The organism is Sphingopyxis granuli NBRC 100800, from assembly GCF_001591045.1.
GTDB classification, from domain to species: domain Bacteria; phylum Pseudomonadota; class Alphaproteobacteria; order Sphingomonadales; family Sphingomonadaceae; genus Sphingopyxis; species Sphingopyxis granuli.
This window is the reverse complement of sequence record NZ_BCUA01000064.1, coordinates 1-23,998: the sequence shown is the minus strand read 5'-3', so window position 1 is coordinate 23,998 and position 23,998 is coordinate 1. Positions and strand designations below refer to the sequence as shown.

Sequence of the window (23,998 nt, the reverse complement as noted above, 5' to 3'; positions counted from 1 at the left end):
GGGCTGCTCGGCGCGCCGGGCCGCGCGACCGGCGGACCGGTGAGCGCGGGGCGCGCCTATCGCGTCGGCGAGCGCGGACCCGAACTGTTCGTGCCGGACGCGAGCGGGCGCATCGAGCCCGCGGCGGGCGCGGCGGTGCGCAATATCGCGATCACGGTGAACGTGCGCGGCGAAGCGGCGAGCGCGCCGGGACGGCTCGCGCAGACCGGGCGGCAGCTGGCGCGCGCGGTGCGGCGCGCGGTGGCAGAGGGCGAAGGCTGATGGGCTGGGCGCTCGTCGCGGCCGAGCCGCATCACCGCAAGGGCTGGATCAAGCGCTTCGACCCGCGTTTCTGGACCGTCGATTTCGCGCGGCCGATGATGGCGAGCGTGGTGACGACCGCGCCGACGGCACTGCGCGTCGAGGCGGTCTTTTACGACAGGGCGGACCTGGCCGGGCTGATCTGGGAAGCGGAGGACCGCTGGGACCACCCGCTGCTCGCCTATGAGACGCGGCGCGATTTCCGGCATGTGCGGCTGCGCTTCCGCTGGCGATCGGGCGGGGTGAAACCGCTCGACGCGCTGCACGGGCCGACGCTGACGATCGAGGGGCGCGACGCGGCGGGAAGCCCGCGCGCCTGGTACGTGCGGCTGTGGAACTATGCCGAGGGCAGCCCCGAGGATGCGGTGGTGACGCTCGATTTCGATGCGCTGGCCGGCGGTTTCCTGTTGCCCGGCGAAAGCGACCCGGTGTGGGCGGGCGACGTCGACCGATTGTTCGTCTCGCTGGTCGCGCCGGGCTATGACGGCGGCGCGGGCGCGCTTGCGGCGCCGGCGCAGGGCTGGGTCGAGGTGAGCGACATCGCCTGTTCGGGATCGGGGTCGGTGCTGGCGATCGGCGACGCGGTGCTGCCCGAACAGCGGCTGGGGATCGCGAACGGCTATGACGACTGCTATCACCTGACCCCGGCGCGGGTGGTGCGGCAGGTGGAGCAGCTCGGCTATCGCGGCGACGTCGTCCATTATGTCGGGATGAGCCATTATATGCGGCTGGCGGCCGAGGGCGGCGGCTATCGCGTGCAGGCTGCGGGCGGAGTGCTGAACGCGCCCGCCGCGGCGTGGCACCGGGCGCTGGCGAGCGCCTGCGCGGGCGCGGGGCTGGGGTTGATCTGGTCGCTCTCCTACGAATTGTTCGATGCCTATTGCCCCGAAAGCTGGAAGCAGCGCGCCGCCGACGGCGCACCGGCGCTGACCGGGTGGGAGCCGCCGTCGACCCTGCTGTCGCCGGCGCATGCCGAGGCAATGGGGTGGCTGCAACTCGTCGCGCGGGCGTTCGCGGCGATCGGGCGCGACGCGGGCCTGCCGGTGAAGTTCCAGGTCGGCGAGCCGTGGTGGTGGGTCGCGGCGGACGGGCGGCTCTGCGCCTATGATGCCGCGACGACGGCGATGCTGGGCGCGGCGAGCGTCGCGATTCCCGATGTGCGCGGCGCGCTGGACAGCGGGCAGCGCGCAATGCTTGACGCGCTGGGCGCGCTGTTGGCGGGATCGACCGCGGCGCTGGTCGCGGCGGCGCGCGACGAGGCGGGGGCGGCGCCCTTCACGAGCCATCTGCTCGTCTATCTGCCGACGGTGCTCGACCCGGCGGCACCCGAATTGCGGCGCGCCAATGTGCCCATGGGCTGGGCGGCGCCGGCGTTCGACGTGCTGCAGCTCGAGGATTATGACTGGGTGACGGGCGGGCGCGGGGCCGAGACCGATGCGGCGCGCGCGGCGATGGTCGCGCGGCTCGGCTATCCCGTCGCGGATCAGCATTATTTCGCGGGCTTCGTGCTGCGCGGCGAGGATCGCGGGCAATGGCGCGCGATCGCCGAGGCGGCGGCGCGGACGCGCCGCGCGGGGGTGGCGCGTGCCTTTGTCTGGGCGCTGCCGCAGGTCGCGCGCGACGGTTTCACGGCCTTTGAGGGGGAGGAAGAGATGCAGGCTTTCGATGCAGTGGACTTTCCGCTCGCGATCGGGCGCGAGGCGATGGTCGCGACCGAATTCTCCACCCAGATCGTCGCCTCGCCCTCCGGGCACGAGCAGCGCGCGAGCGAATGGGCCGATGCGCGGATGCGCTACGACGCGGGGCCGGGAATCCGGTCGGAGGCGGATGTGCGCCGCCTCGCCGATTTCTTCCGCGCCCGGCGCGGTGCGGCGCGCGGCTTTCGTTTCCGCGATCCGTTCGACCACAGCTCGGCGGCGGACGGCGGGCCGCCGGGCTTTGCCGACCAATGGCTGGGCATCGGCGACGGGGCGCGGCGGCAGTTCGCGCTCGTCAAGCGCTATGGCAGTGGCGAGGCGGCGCAAGCGCGCGCGATCCGGCTGCCGGTCGCGGGCAGCGTCCGCGCGTCGGTGGGCGGGGTCGAGACGGCAGCCTTTACCTTGACGGGCGATGGCGAGGTCGCGTTCGACGTCGCACCGGCGGATGGCGCGGCGGTGCGCGCGGGCTTTCTGTTCGACGTGCCGGTGCGCTTTGCCGAGGATCGGCTGGAGGTCAGCCGCGCGACTTTCCTCGCGGGTGAAGTGACGAGTGTGCCGCTGGTCGAGGTGCGGGCGCCATGGTGAGTGCGATGACGAGCGTGGACGACGATTTCGGTGCGATGACGGCGGCGCCCGCGTGGCTGCGCGCCGAAGTCGTGACGCTCGCCTGGTGCTGGCGCCTGTCACGACGCGACGGGGTGACGATCGGGCTGACCTCGCACGACCGCGACCTGTTCGTCGGCGGGCTGCTCTATCGGGCCGCGCCGGGAATGAAACCGTCAGCGATCGAGACGCGCGACAGCCTCGATACCGAGACGCTCGACCTGCAAGGCGCGGTGGCGAGCGACGCGATCGCGGCGGACGATCTTGATGCCGGGCGCTGGGACGGCGCGGCGCTGCGGCTGTTCGTGACCGACTGGGAGAATCCCGAAGCAGCGCCGGTGACGGTGGCGCGCGGAACGCTGGGCGCGATCGAGCGGCGCGGCGCCGCCTTTTCGGCGGAGTTGCAGGGGGTGACGCGGCTGCTCGACCGGCCGGCGTGCCCCGCGACCTCTCCTTCGTGCCGCGCGTCGCTCGGCGACCGGGCGTGCCGGGTCGATCTGGCGTCGCGGACGCACCGGCGCCGCGTCGTCGCGGTCGAGGGGCGGTCGGTGACGCTCGACGCGGCGGTGGGGGGCGGGGCGATGGCCTTTGGCGAACTCGTCTGGATGGAGGGAGCGGCCTGTGGGCTGGCGAGCCCGGTGATCGCCGCCGACGGCGCAGTGCTGATGCTGGCGGAGACGCCGGGCGTGCCCCTGGACCTGCCGGTGCGGGTGCGGCTGACCGAAGGGTGCGACCAGCAGCTTTCGACCTGCCGCGACCGCTTTGCCAATGCGATCAACTTTCGCGGCGAGGCGCATCTGCCGGGCAACGACCTGCTGACGCGATACCCCGGTGGATGAGATCGGCGCGCGCGCCTTTGCGGCGGCGCGTGGGATGATCGGCGCGCGGTTCCGGCCGCAGGGGTGCGACCCCGCGACCGGGCTCGACTGCGTCGGGCTGGTATGGGCGGCCTATGCCGCGGCGGGGCGGCGGCTGCCGCGGCCGCGCGCCTATCCGCTGCGCGGGTGGAGCGATGCGCGGATCGTCGCGGCGCTGCGGGCGGCGGGGTTCGCGCGCGATGAAGGCCGCGTCGCGATGGGCGATGTCGCGGTGATCGCGCTGCCCGCGCAGCAATTTCATCTGGGGCTGCTGGGCGGCGAAACGATGGTTCACGCACATGCCGGACTGCGGCGCGTGGTCGAGACGCCGCTGGACGATACGGCGCGGACGGCGGCGCGATGGCGGCTGGATTGAGGAGGGACGGACATGGCAACGCTGGTGCTGACGGTGGTCGGCGGGATCGTGGGCGGCCCGGTCGGCGCCGCGATCGGCGCGGCGATCGGGCAGCAGGCCGACGCGGCGATCTTTCGCCCCAAGGGCCGCGAGGGACCTCGCCTCGCCGACCTGAAGGTGCAGGCATCGACCTATGGCCAGCAGATACCGCAGCTGTTCGGGACGATGCGCGTCGCGGGCAGCGTGATCTGGGCGACCGACCTGATCGAGCGGCGCAGCAAGCGCGGCGGCGGCAAGGGGCGCGCGTCGGTCACCGAATATAGCTATGCCGTGTCGCTGGCGGTGGCGCTGTCGTCGCGGCCGATCCGCGCCATCCGGCGCATCTGGGCCGACGGCAACCTGCTGCGCGGCGCGAGCGGCGGCTTTCAGCAGCGCTGCACCTTTCGCTGGCATGACGGCGGCGAGGACCAGCCCGCCGACCCGCTGATCGCCTCGGCGCTCGGTCCGGCGTCGGCCAGCGGCTTTCGCGGCATCGCCTATGCCGTGTTCGAGGAACTGGAACTCGGCGCCTTCGGCAATCGCATTCCGTCGCTGACCTTCGAGGTCGAGGCCGATGTCGGGGCCATCGACGCCGGGCTGGTCGGCGATACGCTGTTCGGCGAAGCGGGGCGCTGCCTCGGCGGGACGCGCTTCGCCGGCTATGCGGCGTCCGGCGACCGGTTGCGCGAGGCGCTGGCGCCCTTGTTCGATGCCGATGCGGTGCGGCTGGCCAGCGACCCCGGCGGGTGGCGGCTGGCGCCTGCGGACAGCCCGCGCGCGCCGGTGCTGCTCGCCGGTTTCCGCGAAGCGCGCCGCGAAGAGGCGGCACGCGACCGGGTCGAGTGCCGCCGCGCGCCGCTGGCCGATGTGCCGGGAACCATTCGCCTGCGCCATTATGATCGCGAGCGCGATTATCAACTCGGCCAGCAGACCGGTCCGGTGGCGGGCGGCGGCGCGGCGGAGCAGCGGATCGACCTGCCCGCCGTCCTGTCCGCCGCGGCCGCCCGGGCGCTGGCGCAGCGGCTGGCTGCCGCGGCGGCCGACGGGCGTGAAAGCTGCGTCTGGCGAATGGACCTGGCGGCGCTCGCGCTGCCGGTGGGGGCGGTGGCGATCGCGGGCGACGGCAGCCGATGGCGGATCGCCGCGCGAACGGTTCGCGATACGCAGGTCGAAGTCGAACTGCGGCGGCACCAGCCGCTCGACCTCGACATGCTGCCCGCCGATTCCGGCGCGCCGGTGCGCGCACCCGACTGGCCGGAAGCGACGGCGCTGGTGCGCGCCTTCGACCTGCCGAATCTGGGCCCGGCGGCGGCGACCGCGCCGCAGGTCGTGATCGCGGGCGCAGGAAGCAATGCGGGGTGGCGCGGTGCCGACACCTGGTTCGTGCCGATGCCCGATGCCGCGCCGATGCCGCTGGGCACGCTGCGCCCGGCGGCAGCGCTGGGCGTGCTGGCGGAGCCGCTGGCGCCGGGCGGCGCGCTGCTGTTCGACGATGCGGGCGCGGCGATCGTCGCGCTGATCGATCCGGCGATGGAACTGGAGGCGGTGAGCGACGCGATGCTGCTCGGCGGGGCGAATCGCGCGATGGTCGGCGACGAACTGGTGCAGTTTGGCGGGGCCGAACCGCTCGCGCCCGGGCGATGGCGGCTGACGCGGATGCTGCGCGGCCGCGCGGGCACCGAAAGCGCGGTGGCGCATGCGGCGGGAACGCCCTTCCTGCTGCTCAACGATCCCGCGCTGCTGCCGATCCCCGCCGACCATGGCGAGTGGGTGGCGGGCGGCGGCGCGCGCCTGCAATGGGCGGCGTGGAACGACACGAGCCTTTCCGACCTGCCCGTCCCGGCGGGCCTGCGCGCGCTGCGCCCGCTTGCGCCAGTGCATGGCCGGGTCCGGCCCGATGGAGAAGGCGGACTGGTCATCGGCTGGGCGCGGCGGAGCCGGGCCGACGGCGGCTGGCGCGACCATGTCGACCTGCCGCTCGGCGAGACTCGCGAGTTGTATCGCGTTTCGCTCGAACCGGCGGCCGACGGGATCGGGCCGTGGGACCTGGAGGTTCCGATGCTGCGCCTGACGGCGGCGGATGCGGACGCGCTGGCGCCCGGCAGCCTGATCGCGATCCGTCAGATCGGCGATGCTCTGTCGTCGGCACCGCTTCTTCTAACTCTTAAATAGAAAGGATATTCGGCATGACCGACCTGCCCGTCACCGCGCGGTTCGCGCTGCCCCTGCTCGTACAGGCGCAGGCGCAGAAGGAGATCACGCATAACGAGGCGCTCGTACTGATCGACGCGCTGCTGCAGGCGAGCGTCGAGGATGGGCCGCTCGCCGCGCCGCCGGCGGCGCCGGATGCGGGACAATGCTGGATCGTCGGTGCCCCGGCGAGCGGCGCGTGGGCGGGGCGCGAGGCGGCGCTGGCGGTATGGACGGCCGGCGGCTGGCGCTTCGCCGAGCCTCGGCCCGGGATGCGGGTCGTGCGGTCGCGGGACGGGGCGTGGCTGCGATTCGCGGACGGCGCGTGGGTCGAACCTGGCGCGGTCGCCCAGCCGGTGGGTGGAGCGACGGTCGATTCCGAGGCGCGGACGGCGATCGAGGCGCTGATGACCGCGCTCAAAGCGCATGGCATGCTGATTTAGAGGGGTTTTTTCGTTGCATTCGGGGCTCAACTGCGACTTTTTGGCAACAGATTAGCGATTTGTTATCTTGCGTGGAACCAAAGCCGCGAGTAGGACGTCTGTCGAGACGTATATCTCAATTGAAAGGGGAATCTGTTATGAGGAAGCTAGCCGTCGCCGTGGCGTTGGCCTCCACTGCCCTCGCGTCGCCCGCCGTGGCGCGCGACAACTCTTGGTATGTTGGTGTCGGTGGTGGTGTCACGATCGTCGAGGACATCGACCTCGATATCGGCACTGCAGCCAATGCTGTCAGTCTGGATCACCGCAAGGGATATGATTTTGAAGGCGTCGTCGGCTACGACTTCGGCGGCTTCCGCGCGGAAGTGGAAGTGGGCTATCGCGAAGCCGATATCCGCAACGCATCCGTCAATGCGCCGGGCGTTCCCGCCTTGGCCAACGGTGGTCCTCTCGTGACCGGCAACTACCCCATGAACGGCGACAGCAATGCGCTGAGCTTCATGGTCAACGGTATGTTCGACTTCGGTGACGATGACGGCATCCAGGGCTTCATCGGCGGTGGCGCGGGTGTCGCTCGCGTTTCGGTCCAACCCGTCTTCGCGGGTGCCTGGCTTGACGATTCGGATACCGGTTTCGCCTGGCAGGCGATCGCGGGCGTCCGCGCGCCGATCAGCAACAACTGGGATGTCGGCCTGAAGTATCGCTTCTTCAACGCCGATGGTCTCGACCTGGTCGACCAGCTCGGCCGCGACGTGTCGGGCCGTTTCCGTTCGCACTCGCTGCTCGGGACGCTGACCTACAACTTCGGTGGAGCCGAGGCGCCCCCGCCGCCGCCTCCCCCGCCGCCGCCGCCTCCCCCGCCGCCGCCGCCTCCCCCGCCGCCTCCGCCGCCTCCGCCGGTCGTGTGCGCACCGGGACCGTATATCGTGTACTTCGACTGGGATCAGTCGGCGATCACGCCCGAAGCGGCTTCGACGCTGGACAACGCGATCAGCGCCTACAACCAGGGCTGCAGCGGTCAGCAGGTCATGCTCGCCGGTCACGCCGACCGTTCGGGTTCGGCCAAGTACAACGTCGGCCTGTCGCAGCGCCGTGCCGACGCGGTCAAGGCGTATCTGACCGCGCGTGGCGTCTCGGACGGCTCGATCACGACGCAGGCGTTCGGCGAAACCCGCCCGGCGGTTGCGACCGCCGACGGGGTCCGCAACGACCAGAACCGTCGCGTGGAAATCACCTACGGTCCGGGTTCGGGTATGTAAGTTCGATTTCCAGCCCGAAAGGGTTCGGACGAAAAGCGAAGGGCGGCATCGAAAGGTGCCGCCCTTTCTTTTTGGGCTCGTGGCGGCATTTCATGTTCGGACCGGGAGCTTTTGCGCAGGGACGCGGAACGGAAACCTGGGAGCGGTGCGCTCGAATCGCTGTTGCTTGCTTTGAGCGTGTCGGAATCCATCCCGAGAATCCGCGAGGCATTTGCGAGGATTAATCGTCTCTGCGCGGCTCAACGAAAAGCGGAGCTTCGACAAGCTCAGCGCGAGCGGAAGAGAGGGTGGCTCGAATTTATCGGACGCCGTTCCAAGAATTTACCCGGACGGACGGGATGGATATTCGTCGCGGAAAAGCAGTCATTCTTCCGGAAAGGGTTAAGTCGGCGGGATCGAGGGCTTTGATGACTCTATCGCTCTCCACACCATCGCGTGAAGTGGAAGTCTCTGCGATCTCTGCGCCTCTGCGCGAATTTCATGGCCTCAGGCATCGTGTTGCTGCACGCTGAATGCCCGGTTCCGCCGGGCGGTCAGGTGGTCGGGGCGGTGCCGGGACGCAGATATTGCATCATGTAGCCGACATAGTCGGCCTTGCCGAGCGGGACGCCCATGTGGCGCATCACCGCATAGGCGGCGACGAGGTGGAAATAATATTGCGGCTGCGCCCAGTCGCGGATGTAGCTTTTCGCGTCCATGTCGAAGGCCATGCCGTTGGGCAGGTCGAAGCTGACCGGCCGCGCAGGGTCGGCGTCAACCGTCGCGGCATCGACGGTGTCGAGCCAGGCGAGGGTCGCCGCGATCTGATCCTGAAGCCCGGCGAAATCCGCAGCGTCTTCCGCGAGCGCGGGCGCGCCCGCGGCGCCGAGACGCGCGAGCGGCTGGACCGCCTGGAGGCAGGTGAAGCGGACCTGCGCCGCGAGCGGGAACATGTCGGGCGCCAGCCGCGCCGCGATGAACTGCAACTCGCCGACATTGTTCGCGGCGCCCCAGGCGAGCGCCTTTTCGAGCTGGGCCGAGAGGGCGCGCAGGCCGTTGGCGTAGGCGGGAACGGTGAGATCGTACAGCATGACGGGCATCCTTCGGGCGCTGGAGGGGATCGCGGGATCAGACCGCAGCCATATTGTCCTGAAATTGCAGGCGCGCGAGGCGGGCGTAGAGCCCGTCGGCGGCGACGAGGTCGTCGTGGCGCCCTTCCTCGACGATGCGCCCCTCATCCATCACGACGATCCGGTCGGCGGCGCGCACCGTCGCGAGGCGGTGCGCGATGACGATCGTCGTCCGGTCGTGCATCAGCGCCTCGAGCGCGTCCTGCACGAGCCGTTCGGACTCGGCGTCGAGTGCCGAGGTGGCTTCGTCGAGCAGCAGTAGCGGCGCGCGGCGGAGCAGCGCGCGCGCGATCGCGACGCGCTGGCGCTGGCCGCCCGACAGGCGCGCGCCGCCCTCTCCCATGAAGGTATCGAGCCCCTGCGGCAGGCGGCGCAGGAAATCCTCGGCGTTGGCGGCGCGCGCGGCCTCCCACAATTGTTCGTCGGTGGCCGCCCAGTTCCCGTAGCGCAGATTGTCGCGCGCCGACGCGGCGAAGATCACCGTTTCCTGCGGCACCATCGCGATACGCGCGCGGATCGCGGCGGGATCGGCCTCGGGAAGCGGGACGCCGTCGAGCAGCACCCGGCCGTGCTGCGGATCGTAGAAGCGCTCGGCGAGCTGGAACAGCGTCGACTTGCCCGCGCCCGAAGGCCCGACGATGGCGACTGTCTCGTTCGGGCGGACGGTCAGCGAGAAATCGTGGAGCGCGGGCATGTCGGGCCGCGTCGGATAGCGGAAGGTCACATGCTCGAAGGCGAGCGTGCCGACCGGCGGCTCGGGAAGCGGGCGCGGATGCGCGGGCGGGGCGATATCCGGTTCCGCCTCCAGCAGTTCGCCGAGCCGCTCAGCGGCGCCCGCCGCGCGCAGCAGGTCGCCATAGACCTCGGTCAGCGCGCCGAAGGCGCCCGCGACGAGGCCGCCGGTCAGGACGAAGGCGGCGATGGTGCCGCCAGTGATCGTCCCCGCCGCCACGCCCTCTGCCCCGTACCAGAGCAGGGTGGTGATCGCACCGAACAGCAGGCCGATCACCGTTGCCGTGATGAAGGCGCGCAGCCGGATGCGGCGCTTGGCGGTCGCGAAATTGGCCTCGACCGCGGCGGTGAAACGGTCCGCCTCGCGCGGTTCCTGGCCGAAAGCCTGGACGATCTTCATCGCTCCCAGCTGTTCGGCGGTGGTCGCCCCGATGTCGGCGACGCGGTCCTGGCTGGTGCGCGACACTTTCTGGAGGCGGCGGCCGAGCAGCACGATCGGCATGATGATCACCGGGATGCCGACGAGGATGCCGCTGGTGAGCGCGGGCGACAGGGTGAACAGATAGGCGATGCCGCCGATGCCCATCACCAGATTGCGCAGCGCCACCGACACCGTCGTGCCGACGATCTGTTCGATGATCGCGGTGTCCGACGTCATGCGCGAGGCGATTTCGGACGGCCTGTTCTCCTCGAAGAAGCCGGGCGCAAGCCGCAGCAGGTTTTGCTGCACCGCCTCGCGGATGTCGGCGACGGTGCGTTCACCGAGCCAGCTCACGAAATAAAAGCGCAGCGCCGTCGCCGCGGCGAGCATCAGTACGATCAGATAGAAGAGGCGGAAATGCGGCGCGACATCGCCGCCGCCGGCGACGAAGCCGCTGTCGATCATCTCCTTGAACTGCCAGGGGATGGCGAGCGTCGCGAGCGCCGCGACGCCGAGCGCCACCGCCGCCACGAGCAGCGCGAGCGGGTAGCGGCTGGCATAGCGCCAGACCATGCGCAGGCTGCCGAGCTTGCGTCGCCGCGGCTCGGACGGGTCGGCGGGGGCGGATTGATCGGATGCGGTCGCCATCGCCGACGGCCCTAGCAGCCGCGGTGGGGACGCTCAATGTCTGAGAATGGCGCTGCGCTTCACAAGGCTTGAAGCGGCACGACAGGATCGCCCGCGACCAGCACTTTTTCCCGATAATCTCGCGCTTGCGCCGTCGTTGGTGGCTTTGATGCATTGCACAATGGAACCGAAGGCGTAAGACTGGCGCGAAAACAGGGGGCGCAACACGCGCCGGAACGGACGCGAGGAACGACTGCACGATGCTGTATCAAGCCTTTGACTTACAGAAGAGCTGGCTCGCCGGGGCGAGCGCATTGGCCACCGCGGGGGCGCAGGCGATCCAGCATCCCGCCAACCCGCTCGGCTATTTCGGCGGCAGTCCGATGTTCGCCTCCGCGCTCGAGGTGTTCGCGCATGCGGCGGCGCCGCGCGGCAAGCCCGCCTTCGATCTGTACGAGACGGTCGTGGACGGCGAAGCGGTGCGGGTGTCCGAGGCGATCGAGGCGCGCAAGCCGTTCGGGCAACTCAAGCATTTCAAGCACAAGGGCGCGAAGGGGGCGCCGAAGCTGCTGATCGTCGCGCCGATGTCGGGCCATTATGCGACATTGCTGCGCGGCACGGTCGAGCGGATGCTGCCCGATCATGACGTGTGGATCACCGACTGGCGCGACGCGCGCAACGTGCCGCTGACGGCGGGGCGCTTCGACCTCGACGATTATGTCGACTATCTGATCGACTGGCTCGGCCATATCGGGCCGGGCGCGCATATGCTCGCGGTATGCCAGCCGTCGGTGCCGTGCCTTGCCGCCGCCGCCGTCATGGCGGCCGACGGGCACAAGTGCCGGCCGAAGACGCTGACGATGATGGGCGGACCGATCGACACGCGCAAGGCGCCGACCGCGGTCAACCAGCATGCGACGACGCGCCCCCATGCCTGGTTCCAGGAAAATGTCATCGCGACGGTGCCCGCCTATTATCCGGGCGCCGGGCGCCGCGTCTATCCCGGCTTCCTCCAACTTGCGGGCTTCATGTCGATGAACCTCGGCAACCACATGATGAGCCATTGGGAGATGTTCAAGCATCTGGTCGACGGCGATGGCGAGAGCGCGGACAAGACCAAGGAATTCTACGACGAATATCGATCGGTCTGCGATATGACGGCTGAATTCTACCTCCAGACCGTCGACGCCGTGTTCCAGCGCCACCTGCTGCCCAAGGGCGAGATGGAACATCGCGGACGCAAGGTCGACCTGACCGCAATCGAGGATATTGCGATGCTCGCGATCGAGGGCGAGCGCGACGATATTTCGGGGATCGGCCAGACCAGGGCGGCGCTGACGCTCGCGAAATCGCTGCCCGCGGAGCGCAAGAAATATCTGATGGCGAAGGGCGTCGGCCATTACGGTATCTTCAACGGCCGCAAGTGGCGCGAGGAGATTGCGCCGGTGGTCGAGCAGTGGATACGCGCCAACGGGGGGTGAGGGCGGCTTTCGGTCGAGAGTTGACGTTTGTCCCCCCTCCCGCAAGCGGGAGGGGAAAGCAGAGCGTAACTCAAACATTCGCTTCCCACCCGACGACCTTCGGCGCCGCCTGTTCCCAGCGGCGCTTCAATGCCAGGGCGACGTCCGCACGCTCCAATAGACGAGATAGAGCAACCCCGCCCAGATCAGCAGGATCGCGACCATGCCGGCGCGGCTCGACGGGCGGTCGCTTGCGGCTTCGGCGGCGGCGTGGAGTTCGGTCCATAGCGGATCGGGAATCAGCCGGCGCACCGCCCACAGGCCGAGCGGAACGATCAGCAGATCGTCGATCCAGCCGAGCAAAGGGATGAAATCGGGGATCAGGTCGATCGGCGACAGCGCATAGGCGGCGACCGCGACCGCGAGGAAGCGCGCGAGCCACGGCGTGCGCGGGTCGCGCGCCGCGAGCCAGGCGGCGTGCGCCTCGACGGCGAGGCGGTGGCCGAGGTCGCCGATGCGTTCGGATAGGGATTTGCCGGTCATGGCGCACAGCATTACTGTTCTTCGATGGCCATCCAACTGAAAAGCGCGCGCGTCGAACGCTGGCCGGTCGCCGAGCCGTTCGTGATCAGCCGCGGCGCGAAGATTCATGTCGATGTCGTGGTCGTCGAGGTCGCGGCGGACGGCTGCGTCGGGCGCGGCGAGGGAACCCCCGTCGATTATCTGGGCGAGGATGCGGTGGGATGCCGCGACCGGATATTGCGCGCGGCGCCACATATCGCCGCGATGGGCGCGGCCGATGCGCGGGCGGCGGTGCAGGAACTGATGCCGCCGGGCGCGGCGCGCAATGCGCTCGACTGCGCGCTGTGGAATCTCGAGGCACGGCAGCGCGGGCTTCGGCTCTGGCAGCTTGCCGGCTGCGACGGGGCGCCGACCGCGCGCGTCACCGCCTTCACCATCTCGCTCGGCACCCCCGGCGCGATGGCCGAGCGGGCGGCGACCGCCGAGGCCGACGGCTATCGGCTGCTCAAGATCAAACTGACCGGCGAGGACGATCGGCTGCGCGTCGCCGGGGTGCGCAGGGGCGCGCCGCATGCCCGGCTGATCGCCGACGCCAACGAAAGCTGGGGACAGGTCGACATATTGAGCGAGGCCGAAGCGCTCGCCGACATGGGGGTCGAGATGATCGAGCAGCCGGTGCCCGCGGGCGCCGACGCGCTGCTCGATCCCATCTATGCGCCGATCCCCTTCGTCGCCGACGAAAGCTGCCACACCGCCGCCGACGTCGCGCGCATCGGTCCCTTCTACGACGGGGTGAATATCAAGCTCGACAAGGCGGGCGGCCTGACCGAGGCGCTGCGCATCGCCGACGCCGCCGATGCGGCGGGGCTGTCGATCATGGTCGGCTGCATGCTGGGCGCCAGCCTGGCGATCGCCCCCGCCTTCGTCCTCGCGCAACGGGCGCGCTGGGTCGATCTCGACGGCCCGGCGCTGCTCGCGCGCGACCGCGAAGGCGGGTTCGCGTTTCGCGACGGGCGGATCGGGCCGCCGGTGGGGTAATCGGCCCCGCTTGTCCGGATCAGCGACGGCGTCCTACAGCGATACCGTTGCGTGCTGCCCGAGTTCGCCTTCCTTCATCGTCATGCCGGTCGCGAGCTTGAACATGCCCTTGAGGCCCGGTTCGGCGGTCCAGATTTCGGCATCGCCGATGTCGAAGCGCAGCAGGACGAGCTTCGGGTCGTCCTTCCCGCCGGAGTACCAGGCGGCGACGCCGTTGTTCCAGAGCTTGTCGAGCACCGCGCGATCCGTTTCCGGACGCAGCGTGCCGGCGAGGCAGGCGAAGAGGTCGTGGCCCTTCGACGCGAATTGCACCATCGCCGCGCCGCCGCCCGCAAGGCGGTTGTCGGTCGCGGTGAAGAACCAGAAGGCGCCGTCGGCATCCTTGTCGAGTTGCGCATTCATCGGGATGTGATGCGCGTGCTCGCCGGTCATGCCGACCATCACATAGGGGCTGGCGTCGAGCGCCTTCCAGAAATCCTGCTTGATATCGCTCATCGGTAGAGACTCCTTTTCGACCTCCCCCAAAACACCCCGATGACCGATCAACGCGGCAGCGGCGGCAATGTTGCTCATCCCGTCGCGGGCTGCACCGCGGCGTAGCTCACCACCTCATATTCGATGCCGTCGGGATCGAGGAAATAGAAGCGGCGGCCGGGGTCGTAATCGGCATGCGCGAAGGGCACCAGGCCCGCCGCGATCACCTCCGCCTCGATCACGTCCAGGTCGTCGACCTGGATTCCGACATGGTTGAGCGGTTCGCCTTTCGGATAGCGCTGCGCGGCATGCGCGCCGCCCGGGCCGGTGTAGAGCGCGACATAGGCGCTGTCCGATCCGACGTGGATCGTCGTGCCGCCGTCGCGTGCCGGGCCGCGCCAGCGCTCGCGCCAGCCGAAGATCGCCGCCATCAGCGCGGCGCTGCGCTCGGGATCGCTGACGGTGACGTTCACATGCTCGATGAAGGGGCGCGTCACGGATTTTCTCCTGATTCGGGTTGACGCGCACCAATATGAAAGTTCAAGTGAGGTTTAGATCAAGGCTTTTATTCGCCCCCGTGAGCGGAGCGGGAGGCGGGCGCTGGAGCATGATGACATCGGTTGGGTTCGTCATTGCGAGCGGCAAAGCCGCGCGGCACTCCAGAGTGAGCGTAGACTGCTCTGGATTGCTTCGCTCCGCTCGCAATGACGAAGCGGGTCAATCCGACGTCATCAGGCCCTAATCTCCGGCGGTCGGCGGGCGCAAGGCCGATGGCTGGAGATTGCCGCACGGCTTTGCCGTTCGCAATGACGGGAGAAAGCAGATGCACCGGACCGACCTGATCGCGATCGGCGAGTTGGCGGCGCGCACCGGCGTCGCGGTGTCGGCGATTCGCTTCTACGAGGCGAAGGGGCTGCTCGCCGCGCTGCGAACCGGCGGCGGGCAGCGGCGGTTCCTGCGCGCCGACATCCGCCGCGTCTCCTTCATCCTGATCGCGCAGCAGATGGGGCTGAGCCTTGACGAGGTCGCGGACGAACTGGCGCGCCTGCCGGCGGGGCGCACCCCCAATGCCGCCGACTGGACGCGGATCAGCACCGGGCTGCGCGCGCGGATCGACGCCCGCATCGCGGCGCTGAGCCGCACGCGCGAACTGCTCGACCAGTGCATCGGCTGCGGCTGCCTGAGCCTCAAGAAATGCGGGCTCTACAACCGCGAGGACAAGGCGGCGCAGCGCGGCGCGGGGCCGCGCTACGTGCTCGGCGACCGCGCGGGCGAGATTGCGGAGGTGCCGTGACGCCAACGCGTCCGCCCCGGGGGGCGGCCTTTGAAGGATAGCGCCGATTTCCCTTCCCGCCTGCGGGAAGGGAGAAGAACGGCCGCAGTCAGGCCGCGCTCAACCGTTCGACATCGGGTGCGCCGGCAAGCCAGGGGCCGAAACGGGCGCCGATCTCGCGGAAGTGCGTCGAAGCGCGATGGGCCTCGACTGCCGCGGCATCGTCATAGCATTCGAGCACCTTGTAGGTCCCGGTCTCGTCGGTGCGGAACAGGCGGTAGAAGCTGTTGCCGGGTTCGTCCGCATTCACCGCGGCGGCAAGTTCGGCGAAGGCCGCCTCGAAATCGGCTTCCTTGCCGGGCTGCACGCGCAGCGTCGCGATCACGCCGATGGCACTCATATTCTTCTCCCTTTGTTGATCAGGCGCGAAGGTCGGGATCGACCTCCCACCCCTCTTCGACCTGAATGCCGAAGCTGTTCAGGATCATCGACACCTGCGTATATTGGCCGACGGTGAACACCAGATCCATGCGCCCCTTGTCGCCGAGCGGCGCGAGCGCCGCCCAGGTCGCGTCGGTGACGAAATGGCGGCCGGTGAGTTCGTCGGTCGCGCGCAGCATCGCGCGCTCGATATCGGTCCAGCCGTCCGCGTCGGGGCCGGCCTTGATGCGTTCGATCTGGCTTTCGGACAGGCCGCTGTCGAGGCCGATGCGCTTGTGCTGCGTCCATTCGTAGCCCGAGCGGCAGTTGTAGCCGGTGCGCAGGATCACGATTTCGCGGTCGCGCGCCGACAGCGCGTTGCGCTTCGACAGGATATAGCTGCCCCAGCCGAGGAAGGCGGTCAGCGCCTTCGGCGCGTGGGCGAGGGTGCGGAAGATGTTGAGCACCCGGCCGCCCCCGACCTTGCCGCCAACCGCTCCGGTATCGGGGGCAAGGAAGGGTTCGAGCGCGGCGCGCTGGTCGGCATCGAGCCGGTCGAGGTCGACCGGCTCGATCCGGGGCGCGTCGAGGCGCATCAGAGGATCTCGAACAGTCCCGCCGCGCCCTGGCCGCCGCCGATGCACATGGTGACGACGGCATATTTGACGCCGCGGCGCTTGCCCTCGATCAGCGCGTGGCCGACGCAGCGCGCGCCGGTCATGCCGAACGGGTGGCCGATCGAGATCGAGCCGCCATTGACGTTGAGGCGGTCGCCCGGAATCCCCAGCTTGTCGCGGCAATACAGGACCTGCACGGCGAACGCCTCGTTCAGTTCCCACAGACCGATGTCGTCCATCTTCAGCTCGAAGCGTTCGAGCAGCTTGGGGATGGCGAAGACGGGGCCGATGCCCATCTCGTCGGGCTCGGTGCCCGCGACCGCCATGCCGACATAGCGGCCGAGCGGGGTCAGGCCGCGCTTTTCGGCGACCTTGGCCTCCATCAGCACCGCGGCCGACGACCCGTCCGAAAGCTGGCTGGCGTTGCCCGCGGTGATCGTGTGGCCTTCGCCCATCACCGGCTTCAGGCTGGCCAACCCTTCCAGCGTCGTGTCGGGACGGTTGCACTCGTCCTTGTCGGCGACGACCTCCTTGTAGGAGACTTCCTTGGTCTCCTTGTCGACCACGGCCATCGTCGCCTTGCACGGGACGATCTCGTCGGCGAACTTGCCCGCGGCCTGCGCGGCGGCGGTGCGCTGCTGCGACTGGAGCGAATATTCGTCCTGCGCTTCGCGGCTGATGTTGTAGCGCTTCGCGACCACCTCTGCCGTGCCGATCATCGGCATATAGGTGTCCTTGTGCATCGCGATCAGTTCGGCGTCGGGCTCGATGAACACCTTGCCGCTGCCGCTGACCTTCGAGATCGATTCGACGCCGCCGGCGACGACAATGTCCTGGCGGTCGACGATGATCTGCTTCGCGGCGGTCGCGATCGTCATCAGCCCCGACGAGCATTGACGGTCGATCGACATGCCGGGAACGGTGACGGGCAGGCCGGCGCGCAGTGCGATCAGGCGCGCGACGTTCGGCGACTGCGAACCCTGCTGCATCGCGGCGCCGAAGAGGACGTCGTCGATCTCTCCGCCTTCGAGCCCGGCGCGCTCGACTGCGGCCCTGACCGAATGGGCGCCGAGCGTCGGCGACGGTGTGTTGTTGAACGATCCGCGCGCCGCCTTGGTCAGCGGCGTACGGGCGGTGGAAACGATGACGGCGTCACGCATGTCGATAATCCTCTTGTTTGGGTCCGGTGGATCTTTCGGGGGAGGGCGGCCGGTTGAACGGGATCAGACGAAGAACTGGCTGATCCATTCGGCGATCAGCGCGGGCTTGTCCTCGCCCTCGATCTCGACCGAGAATTCGAGCGTTTGCTGCCACTGGCCGGGGCGCTTCTCTTCGAGCTCGAGCAGCTTGAAATGGCCGCGCACGCGCTTGCCCGAGCGGACGGGGGCGAGGAAGCGGACCTTGTTGCCGCCATAGTTGACGCCCATCTTCACGCCTTCGGGGCGCGGGCAGTCGGACTTGGCCATCAGCAGCGGGAACAGCGACAGCGTCAGGAACCCGTGCGCGATGGTCCCGCCGAACGGCGTCAGCTTCGCCTTTTCCTCGTCGATATGGATGAACTGGTGGTCGCCCGTCGCGTCGGCGAACTTGTTGATCATCTCCTGATCGACGAGCACCCATTCGGAACTGCCGAGCGTCTGCCCGACCAGCTTCTGCATCTCCTGCGGCGGAATCGCGCCCATGTCTCATCCTCTCGAGCTTGTTGAAGGCGCGGTTCTAGGCCGTTCATGCCGCATTGCACAAGAGCCTTGGCTCGACGCTGCGGCGCCGTAGCGTCACTCTTTCGTGCGCTTCGCCTTCGGCGTTGCCGTGTCTTCGGCAAAGGGCAGAATCATCGTGCCGTCGGGCGCGGCGGTGAAGGTCGTCTGCGTCGGATAGGCGAAGTCGTAGCCCGCCGCGGTCATCGCCTCGAACAGCCGCACCGCGACATCGCCGCGCGCCGCCGCGACGATGTTGTAATCGTCCGCATGCACGTCGAACAGCAATTCGAAATCGAGGCTCGACGGGCCGAAGCCGGTAAAGCTCGACCGGATGAAGTCATGGCCCGCCGCCTTTACCTGCTCTTCCAGCAGCGCGGGCAGCGCGCGCAGCATCGCGGGGCTGGTCTGATAGATCACCCCGATCGAGAACTGGACGCGGCGGCGGTGGAGATGCGCGTAGTTGGTGATCTCCTTCGACAGCAGGTTGGTGTTCGAGATGACGAGCAGTTCGCCGTTGACCGAACGCAGCCGCGTGCTCTTCAGCCCGATGCGCTCGACCGTCGCGGTGCTGGTGTCGTATTTGATCGTCTCGCCGACGCGGAACGGCCGGTCGAAGATGATCGACAGCGAGGCGAAGAGGTCGGAAAATATGCCCTGCGCCGCGAGGCCGATCGCGATGCCGCCGATGCCGAGCCCGGCGACCAGCCCGGTGACGTTCACCCCCATGTTGTCGAGGATGACGATCGCCGCGATCGCGAACAGCGCGACGCTGATCAGCAGGCGGATGATGCCCATCGCATTGGTCAGCGTTTCGTTGTGCCCGTCGGCGGCGCGCCGCTGGATCAGCCCGATCGCGATCTCGCGCGCCCAGATCGCGACCTGCAGCGCGACGGCGATGGTGAAGACGAACTGGATGATCTGCAGGATCGTCGCCGGCGGCTGGGCATAGCCCGCGACCATGCGGATCGCGACGATCGCGAGCACCGTCGACTTGGTCTTGTGGATCACGCGCCCCACGATGTCGGTCAGCGTGAACTGCCCCGGCGCCGCCTGCGCGCGCTTCAGCGCGAAGGTCCGCACCAGCGACAGCAGGGCATAGATGACGAGCCCTGCGCCGATCGCGATCGCGATCTGCAGCCAATGGCTGTTCACCCAGGCGATGGAGCCGTTCCACATGTCGCGCAGGTCGGCGAACGGCCCCTGCATGACGGGCGGCGGCGTGGCGGCGGAAATCGGCAGGGTCACGTCGGTCCTCGAAATCGGTCAAAGGGTCAGGCGGACCGGAGCAGCGTCGCGGCATCGGGCGCCTGCTCCAGATAGGTCAAAAATCCGCGTTCGTAACGCGAAAGATAGCGGGTCGCGCGCGGCAGCCGCCCCGCCGCCTGCGCGAAGTCGCCGCGGGCCTGCGCGGCGGCGATCATCGCCGGGTGGACATAGGCGCGCCGCGCGACCGCGGGGGTGTTGCCGAGCCGCGCCGCGACGTGGCCGAGCACCGCCTTGAGCGACGGCGGCTCGGGCGCCTCGTACAGGAAGGCGAAGGCCTCGACGCTGCCCCACCAGGTGCGGAAATGCTTGGCGCTGAAATCCTCCCCCATCGCCTCGCGGATATAGGCGTTGACGTCGTCCGACGCGACCGCGTGGGTGCCGTCGGCGTCGCGATACTGGAACAGATGCTGGCCGGGCAGGTCCTGCAGCCGGCGGACGAGGGTCGCCAGATTCCGGTCGCTGATCGTCACTTCGCGCCTCGCGCCGCCCTTGGCGCGATAGCTGAGGCGCAGCGTCGCGCCCGACAGCCGCGCGTGGCGCTGGCGCAGCGTGGTGGCGCCGAAGCTGTTGTTCGCGGCGGCATATTCCTCGTTCCCGACGCGCAGCGCGGCGAGGTCGAGCAGCCGGACGACCGCGGCGACGACGCGCTCCTGGCAGAGCGTGCGGCGGGAAAGATCGTCCTGAAGTCGCGCGCGCAGCAGCGGCAGCGCCTGGCCGAAGGCGGCGCAGCGGTCGTATTTGCCCGCGTCGCGCGCCAGCCGGAAATCGGGATGATAGCGATATTGCTTGCGCCCGCGCGCGTCATAGCCGGTGGCGAGGATATGGCCGTTCGGCGCCGGGCAGAACCAGGCATCCTCATAGGCGGGCGGCAGCGCGACGGCGTCGAGCCGCGCGATTTCGGCGCGATCGCGGATCAGCCGGCCCTTCGCGTCGCGATAGCGCCAGCCGTCGCCGGAGCGTTCGCGGCGGATGCCGGGCAGGCTGTCGTCGACATGGATCAGGCGGGCGCGGGGCATGAGGGCATAGCGTCCGGCGGCGCCCGATGGTTCCCGGTCCCGGGGTGAGACGTGCGCGCTAAGATCGCGCGTTCGAAAAGGACTGGCGGGCCGGGACCTGCGCCGGGCGCGCCATCAGCGGCCGCCACCCCGCCTCGCGCTCGCGGCGGCGGCAATAGGTCGAAAGCCCGATCTCCAGCGCCAGCATCATGTAGATGAAGGGCTGGAAGGCGATGCCGACGAACAGCGATCCGACCATGTAGACGATGTGCCCGTGCTGGAGCGCGGTCGCGAGCGGGGCGATCCATTGCTCCTCGGCGCGCCGGGTCTTCAGATAGCGGCGGCGCAATCGTTCCATCTGGACAAGCCCGGCGGCCTGGAGCAGCAGCCACAGCGCCAGCCCCGGATAGCCCTGTTCGCCCAGCATCTCGAAATAGCTCGAATGATAGGCGCGCCCCTTGTCCTCATAGACGATCGGCCCGCCCTGCGCGCCTTCGTCATTGGCGCCGGCCTGGCGCTCGACACGGAGTTGATTCTGGAGGAAAGCGTTGAAACCGCCGCCGAACGGATGGTCCTTCGCATAGTCCCAGGTCCATTTCCATACCGCGACGCGGGTGGATGCGGACGAATCGGCCTTGTAGCCCTGGATCGTCTCCATCCGTTCGGTATAGCTTTGCGGCAGGAAGGGGATCGCGGCGAGCGTCAGCATCCCGATGCCGGCGACATAGAGAAGCCGGTGCCGCACCGCGCGCAGCGACAGCACCGCGAGGACGACGAGGCAGACGAGCCCGGTGCGCGCCTGCGTCCCCACCGGCAGCAGCATGCAGGCGAAGCAGAGCGCGAAGCAGAAGAGCGACACGCGCCAGTCGGGCGGAAAGACGGTGCCGTGGCGGCGGTACCAGAGGATCAGCGGGATGATCGCGATCCCCACCGTCGACATGATCGAGCCTTCGTAGAGCCCGAAATTCTCGTTGAGCAGCAGTTGCAGCTCGCCATAGCCGCCGCCGCCCGCCGCGGTCTTGAGGCCGCCCGCGATCGCGATCGACCCGGCCGACAGCAGCATGATCAGGATCAGCGATTCGATACGCAGCCGCGTGCGCAGCGTCAGCGGCAGGAAGATCGCCCACACCAGCGCCTTCCACACCCAGCTCCATTTGTCCTGTGCCTCGACCGGGAAATCGGCGTACATCGTCGTCACGCCGCAATAGATCAGCAGCAGGACCAGCAGCACCTGCCGGCCCGACCAGCGCGTGTCGCGCTTGTCGTCGAGGACGAGCCAGCCGCCGATCGCGAGGATGAAGACGATCAGCGAGATCGGGATCGAATTGATCAGGAAATAGCTGAGCCGCTGCGGCGCGACGATGTCGATGTAGCAGAAGCAGAGGATGAACAGGAACGGCTTGCGGAAACCGACCCCGATGAAGGCGAACAGAAAGGCGACGAAGGCGATGTCACGCATCGCGCGGCTCCTGCGCGGCCTCGGCCGCCGCCTCCGCGTCGCGGCGGCGCTGCCATAGCATCCGCGGGCTCACCTCGTTGTCGAGGTCGTCGCGATAGAGCAGGCGCCACAGTGCGATCGCCATCAGCGCATGGGTGAGGCCAATCGAGAGATTGTCGATCATGGACGGCTGGGCCTTGCTGTGCGCCTGCGGATGCGGCGGTGCTATAGCATCGGGGTTGACGCGGCGTTAAGGCTTGTCGGGCATAGGCGACCGCAATGACCCGCATCCTCCACGTCCTCGATCACAGCCTGCCCGCGCACAGCGGTTATACCTTTCGCACCCGCGCGATCATGAAGGCGCAGGCGGCGAAGGGGTGGGAGGTCGCGGGCGTCACCGCCGTGCGCCATCCGCTGCCGGGCCCCGCGTGCGAGGTCGTCGACGGGCTGACCTTCCACCGCACCGCTCCGATCGCCCCGGCGCCGTCGCCGATCCGCGAATGGCGCGAGATCGGCGCGCTCGCGGCGCGGGTCGAGGCGCTGGCGCGCGAATGGCGCGCGGACCTGCTCCACGCCCATTCGCCGGTGCTCGACGGGCTCGCGGCGCTGCGCGCGGGGCGGCGGCTCGGCATCCCCGTCCTCTATGAAATCCGCGCCTTCTGGGAGGATGCGGCGGTCGGCAACGGCACCGGGCGCGAGGGAAGTGCGCGCTACCGCCTGACGCGGCGCATCGAAACCCATGTCGTCAAGGCCGCCGACGCGGTCGCGGTGATCTGCGAAGGGCTGCGCGGCGACCTGATCGCGCGCGGGGTCGATCCGGCGAAGATCATCGTCTCGCCCAACGGCGTCGATCTCGACCTGTTCGGCGACCCGCCCCCGCGCGACGACGCGCTCGCCGCCGAGCTCGGTATCGCGGCCGACGACGCGGTGATCGCCTTCATCGGCAGCTTCTACGACTATGAGGGGATCGACGACCTGATCGCGGCGATGCCTGCGCTCGCGGCGCACCAGCCCCGCGCGCGGCTGCTGCTCGTCGGCGGCGGCCCGCGGGAGGCGGCGCTGAAGGCGCAGGCGGCGGCTTCGCCGGTCGCCGACCGCATCCATTTCGTCGGCCGCGTGCCGCACGAGCGGGTCGAGCATTATTATTCGCTGGCCGACGTCCTCGCCTATCCGCGCAAGAAGATGCGGCTCACCGACCTCGTCACGCCGCTCAAGCCGCTCGAGGCGATGGCGCAGGGGCGTCTCGTCGCCGCGTCCGATGTCGGCGGGCACCGCGAGCTGATCGAGGATGGGGTGACCGGCACGCTGTTCGCCCCCGACGATCCGGCGGCGGTCGCCGGGGCGCTCGCCGCGCTGCTCGCCGACCGGGCGGGCTGGGACGCGCGGCGGCGGACGGCGCGCGCCTTCGTCGAAACCCATCGTAACTGGTCGTCAAACATTCTACGTTACGAACCGGTTTACCAGCGATTGCTGCGCCTTTAGCGATCATGCGGATCTGGAGCGATATGGACGACGCCAGCGAAAAGCCTGCCAAAGCCCCCGCGGCCGCATTGTGGCGCGCGCTGCGCCCCGCGATGCCCGCGATCATCGGAGCGGCGGCGCTGACCTTCCTGTTCGGCGCGGTGATGCCGTCGGGCTGGGTCATGGGGATCAGCTGGAACCTCTATCTCGACCGACTGTCGGAACTGTTCGTACCGCCGGTCGGCGATGCCGGCCGGCTTGCGCTCGCGCTCGGCATGGCGGCGGTGGCGGCGCTGATCGCCGGGCTGGTCGCGTTGATCGCTGCCAGCCCCGATGCGGCGGGACTCGGCGCGCTGCGCCGCCGTCGCCGTCGGGGCGCGGCCGACGACGCGCTGCCGCGCCGTCGCGCCGATCTCCATCCGGACGCGCCGCCGCGCCCGCCGATCCGCGCCGGTCGCGACCTGCCGGCGCTGGGGCTGGGGCCGCTGCCCGTCGGGGCCGAAACCGAAGCCCCGGCGGAGTCGCTTCCCGCCGAAGCGGCGGAGGCCGACGATACGCTGATCCTTGCCGACCTCGCGCCCGACGACGCCTTCGTCGAAGGCGCGGAGCCTTGGCTGCAACCGGTCGAGGCGGCCGGCCCCGCGATGCCCGATCCGGCCGACGCGTCGCTCGGCGCGATGGTCGCCCGCTTCGAGGCGGGGCTGG

At 69.3% G+C, this 23,998-nt stretch carries 24 protein-coding genes and 1 pseudogene; 12 read left to right on the top strand and 13 right to left on the bottom strand.

The window, feature by feature from the left end:
* The 7 genes and pseudogenes from SGR02S_RS20290 to SGR02S_RS14130 all read left to right on the top strand — a co-directional run.
* A pseudogene (locus SGR02S_RS20290) lies at positions 1 to 261 on the top strand (tail tape measure protein); the annotation flags it as partial.
* Positions 261 to 2,582: a DUF2460 domain-containing protein gene (locus tag SGR02S_RS14155; protein WP_067111091.1), complete on the top strand. Its 2,322-nt coding sequence runs from the start codon at positions 261 to 263 to the stop codon at positions 2,580 to 2,582. The pseudogene SGR02S_RS20290 and the gene SGR02S_RS14155, both read left to right, overlap by 1 nt.
* Positions 2,583 to 2,587: 5 nt before the next feature.
* A complete protein-coding gene (locus SGR02S_RS14150; RefSeq protein WP_255211487.1) occupies positions 2,588 to 3,439 on the top strand; it encodes a phage/gene transfer agent baseplate hub protein in 852 nt (283 codons plus the stop codon).
* A complete protein-coding gene (locus tag SGR02S_RS14145) occupies positions 3,432 to 3,833 on the top strand; it encodes an NlpC/P60 family protein (RefSeq protein WP_255211486.1) in 402 nt (133 codons plus the stop codon). Before SGR02S_RS14150 ends, SGR02S_RS14145 begins: the two co-directional genes overlap by 8 nt.
* Positions 3,834 to 3,845: 12 nt before the next feature.
* Complete coding sequence (locus SGR02S_RS14140; RefSeq protein ID WP_067111089.1) at positions 3,846 to 6,023, top strand: phage tail protein; 2,178 nt, start codon at positions 3,846 to 3,848, stop codon at positions 6,021 to 6,023.
* Between the two features lie 14 nt (positions 6,024 to 6,037).
* Positions 6,038 to 6,484 carry a DUF2793 domain-containing protein gene (locus SGR02S_RS14135; protein ID WP_067111087.1) on the top strand — a complete coding sequence of 149 codons (447 nt, stop codon included), beginning with the start codon at positions 6,038 to 6,040 and terminating at the stop codon, positions 6,482 to 6,484.
* A 137-nt stretch (positions 6,485 to 6,621) separates the two neighbouring features.
* Complete coding sequence (locus SGR02S_RS14130) at positions 6,622 to 7,740, top strand: OmpA family protein (RefSeq protein WP_067111084.1); 1,119 nt, start codon at positions 6,622 to 6,624, stop codon at positions 7,738 to 7,740.
* Positions 7,741 to 8,273: 533 nt separating this feature from the next.
* On the opposite strand, the gene SGR02S_RS14125 is transcribed toward SGR02S_RS14130, so the two are convergent.
* Both SGR02S_RS14125 and SGR02S_RS14120 read right to left on the bottom strand, forming a co-directional pair.
* Positions 8,274 to 8,810 (bottom strand): DUF1993 domain-containing protein, encoded by a 537-nt coding sequence (locus SGR02S_RS14125; protein WP_067111083.1) that lies wholly within the window; start codon positions 8,808 to 8,810, stop codon positions 8,274 to 8,276.
* Positions 8,811 to 8,847: 37 nt separating this feature from the next.
* The gene (locus tag SGR02S_RS14120; protein ID WP_067111080.1) at positions 8,848 to 10,650 is read right to left on the bottom strand and encodes an ABC transporter transmembrane domain-containing protein; all 1,803 of its coding nucleotides are present in this window, start codon (positions 10,648 to 10,650) and stop codon (positions 8,848 to 8,850) included.
* A gap of 239 nt (positions 10,651 to 10,889) precedes the next feature.
* On the opposite strand from SGR02S_RS14120, the gene SGR02S_RS14115 reads away from it, so the two are divergent.
* Positions 10,890 to 12,110, top strand: a complete 1,221-nt coding sequence (locus tag SGR02S_RS14115) for a polyhydroxyalkanoate depolymerase (RefSeq protein ID WP_067111076.1) — start codon at positions 10,890 to 10,892, stop codon at positions 12,108 to 12,110.
* Positions 12,111 to 12,236: 126 nt separating this feature from the next.
* On the opposite strand, the gene SGR02S_RS14110 is transcribed toward SGR02S_RS14115, so the two are convergent.
* Positions 12,237 to 12,632 (bottom strand): YkvA family protein, encoded by a 396-nt coding sequence (locus SGR02S_RS14110; protein ID WP_255211485.1) that lies wholly within the window; start codon positions 12,630 to 12,632, stop codon positions 12,237 to 12,239.
* A gap of 24 nt (positions 12,633 to 12,656) precedes the next feature.
* Here SGR02S_RS14110 and SGR02S_RS14105 point away from each other — a divergent pair, with 24 nt between their 5' ends.
* Positions 12,657 to 13,649, top strand: coding sequence for a dipeptide epimerase (locus tag SGR02S_RS14105; RefSeq protein ID WP_067111073.1), 993 nt, complete (start codon positions 12,657 to 12,659; stop codon positions 13,647 to 13,649).
* Positions 13,650 to 13,682: 33 nt separating this feature from the next.
* Here the strand turns inward: SGR02S_RS14105 and SGR02S_RS14100 are convergent, their stop codons facing one another.
* Positions 13,683 to 14,144 carry a pyridoxamine 5'-phosphate oxidase family protein gene (locus tag SGR02S_RS14100; protein WP_067111070.1) on the bottom strand — a complete coding sequence of 154 codons (462 nt, stop codon included), beginning with the start codon at positions 14,142 to 14,144 and terminating at the stop codon, positions 13,683 to 13,685.
* Between the two features lie 74 nt (positions 14,145 to 14,218).
* Positions 14,219 to 14,620: a VOC family protein gene (locus SGR02S_RS14095; RefSeq protein WP_067111068.1), complete on the bottom strand. Its 402-nt coding sequence runs from the start codon at positions 14,618 to 14,620 to the stop codon at positions 14,219 to 14,221.
* Between the two features lie 326 nt (positions 14,621 to 14,946).
* On the opposite strand from SGR02S_RS14095, the gene soxR reads away from it, so the two are divergent.
* Entirely contained in the window at positions 14,947 to 15,417 is a 471-nt protein-coding gene (soxR, locus tag SGR02S_RS14090) for a redox-sensitive transcriptional activator SoxR (RefSeq protein WP_067111065.1), read from the top strand.
* Positions 15,418 to 15,505: 88 nt separating this feature from the next.
* On the opposite strand, the gene SGR02S_RS14085 is transcribed toward soxR, so the two are convergent.
* The 8 genes from SGR02S_RS14085 to SGR02S_RS20285 form a co-directional block, all read right to left on the bottom strand.
* Positions 15,506 to 15,796 carry a putative quinol monooxygenase gene (locus SGR02S_RS14085; protein WP_067111062.1) on the bottom strand — a complete coding sequence of 97 codons (291 nt, stop codon included), beginning with the start codon at positions 15,794 to 15,796 and terminating at the stop codon, positions 15,506 to 15,508.
* A gap of 19 nt (positions 15,797 to 15,815) precedes the next feature.
* A complete protein-coding gene (locus SGR02S_RS14080) occupies positions 15,816 to 16,412 on the bottom strand; it encodes a carboxymuconolactone decarboxylase family protein (protein ID WP_067111060.1) in 597 nt (198 codons plus the stop codon).
* Complete coding sequence (locus SGR02S_RS14075) at positions 16,412 to 17,593, bottom strand: acetyl-CoA C-acyltransferase (protein WP_067111058.1); 1,182 nt, start codon at positions 17,591 to 17,593, stop codon at positions 16,412 to 16,414. Before SGR02S_RS14075 ends, SGR02S_RS14080 begins: the two co-directional genes overlap by 1 nt.
* Before the next feature lie 63 nt (positions 17,594 to 17,656).
* Positions 17,657 to 18,115, bottom strand: coding sequence for a MaoC family dehydratase (locus tag SGR02S_RS14070; protein ID WP_067111056.1), 459 nt, complete (start codon positions 18,113 to 18,115; stop codon positions 17,657 to 17,659).
* 93 nt (positions 18,116 to 18,208) lie between these two features.
* Positions 18,209 to 19,339 carry a mechanosensitive ion channel family protein gene (locus SGR02S_RS14065; RefSeq protein ID WP_067186890.1) on the bottom strand — a complete coding sequence of 377 codons (1,131 nt, stop codon included), beginning with the start codon at positions 19,337 to 19,339 and terminating at the stop codon, positions 18,209 to 18,211.
* 65 nt (positions 19,340 to 19,404) lie between these two features.
* On the bottom strand, positions 19,405 to 20,415 hold the full coding sequence (locus tag SGR02S_RS14060) for a DNA topoisomerase IB (RefSeq protein ID WP_067111054.1): 1,011 nt from the start codon (positions 20,413 to 20,415) through the stop codon (positions 19,405 to 19,407).
* A 58-nt stretch (positions 20,416 to 20,473) separates the two neighbouring features.
* Entirely contained in the window at positions 20,474 to 21,853 is a 1,380-nt protein-coding gene (locus tag SGR02S_RS14055; RefSeq protein ID WP_067111052.1) for a putative O-glycosylation ligase, exosortase A system-associated, read from the bottom strand.
* The gene (locus SGR02S_RS20285; RefSeq protein ID WP_169799691.1) at positions 21,846 to 22,016 is read right to left on the bottom strand and encodes a hypothetical protein; all 171 of its coding nucleotides are present in this window, start codon (positions 22,014 to 22,016) and stop codon (positions 21,846 to 21,848) included. Before SGR02S_RS20285 ends, SGR02S_RS14055 begins: the two co-directional genes overlap by 8 nt.
* A 95-nt stretch (positions 22,017 to 22,111) precedes the next feature.
* Here SGR02S_RS20285 and SGR02S_RS14050 point away from each other — a divergent pair, with 95 nt between their 5' ends.
* Positions 22,112 to 23,314, top strand: a complete 1,203-nt coding sequence (locus tag SGR02S_RS14050; RefSeq protein WP_067111049.1) for a TIGR04063 family PEP-CTERM/XrtA system glycosyltransferase — start codon at positions 22,112 to 22,114, stop codon at positions 23,312 to 23,314.
* Between the two features lie 23 nt (positions 23,315 to 23,337).
* The coding region (locus SGR02S_RS14045; protein ID WP_082797153.1) for a hypothetical protein at positions 23,338 to 23,998 on the top strand (661 nt) is incomplete at its 3' end.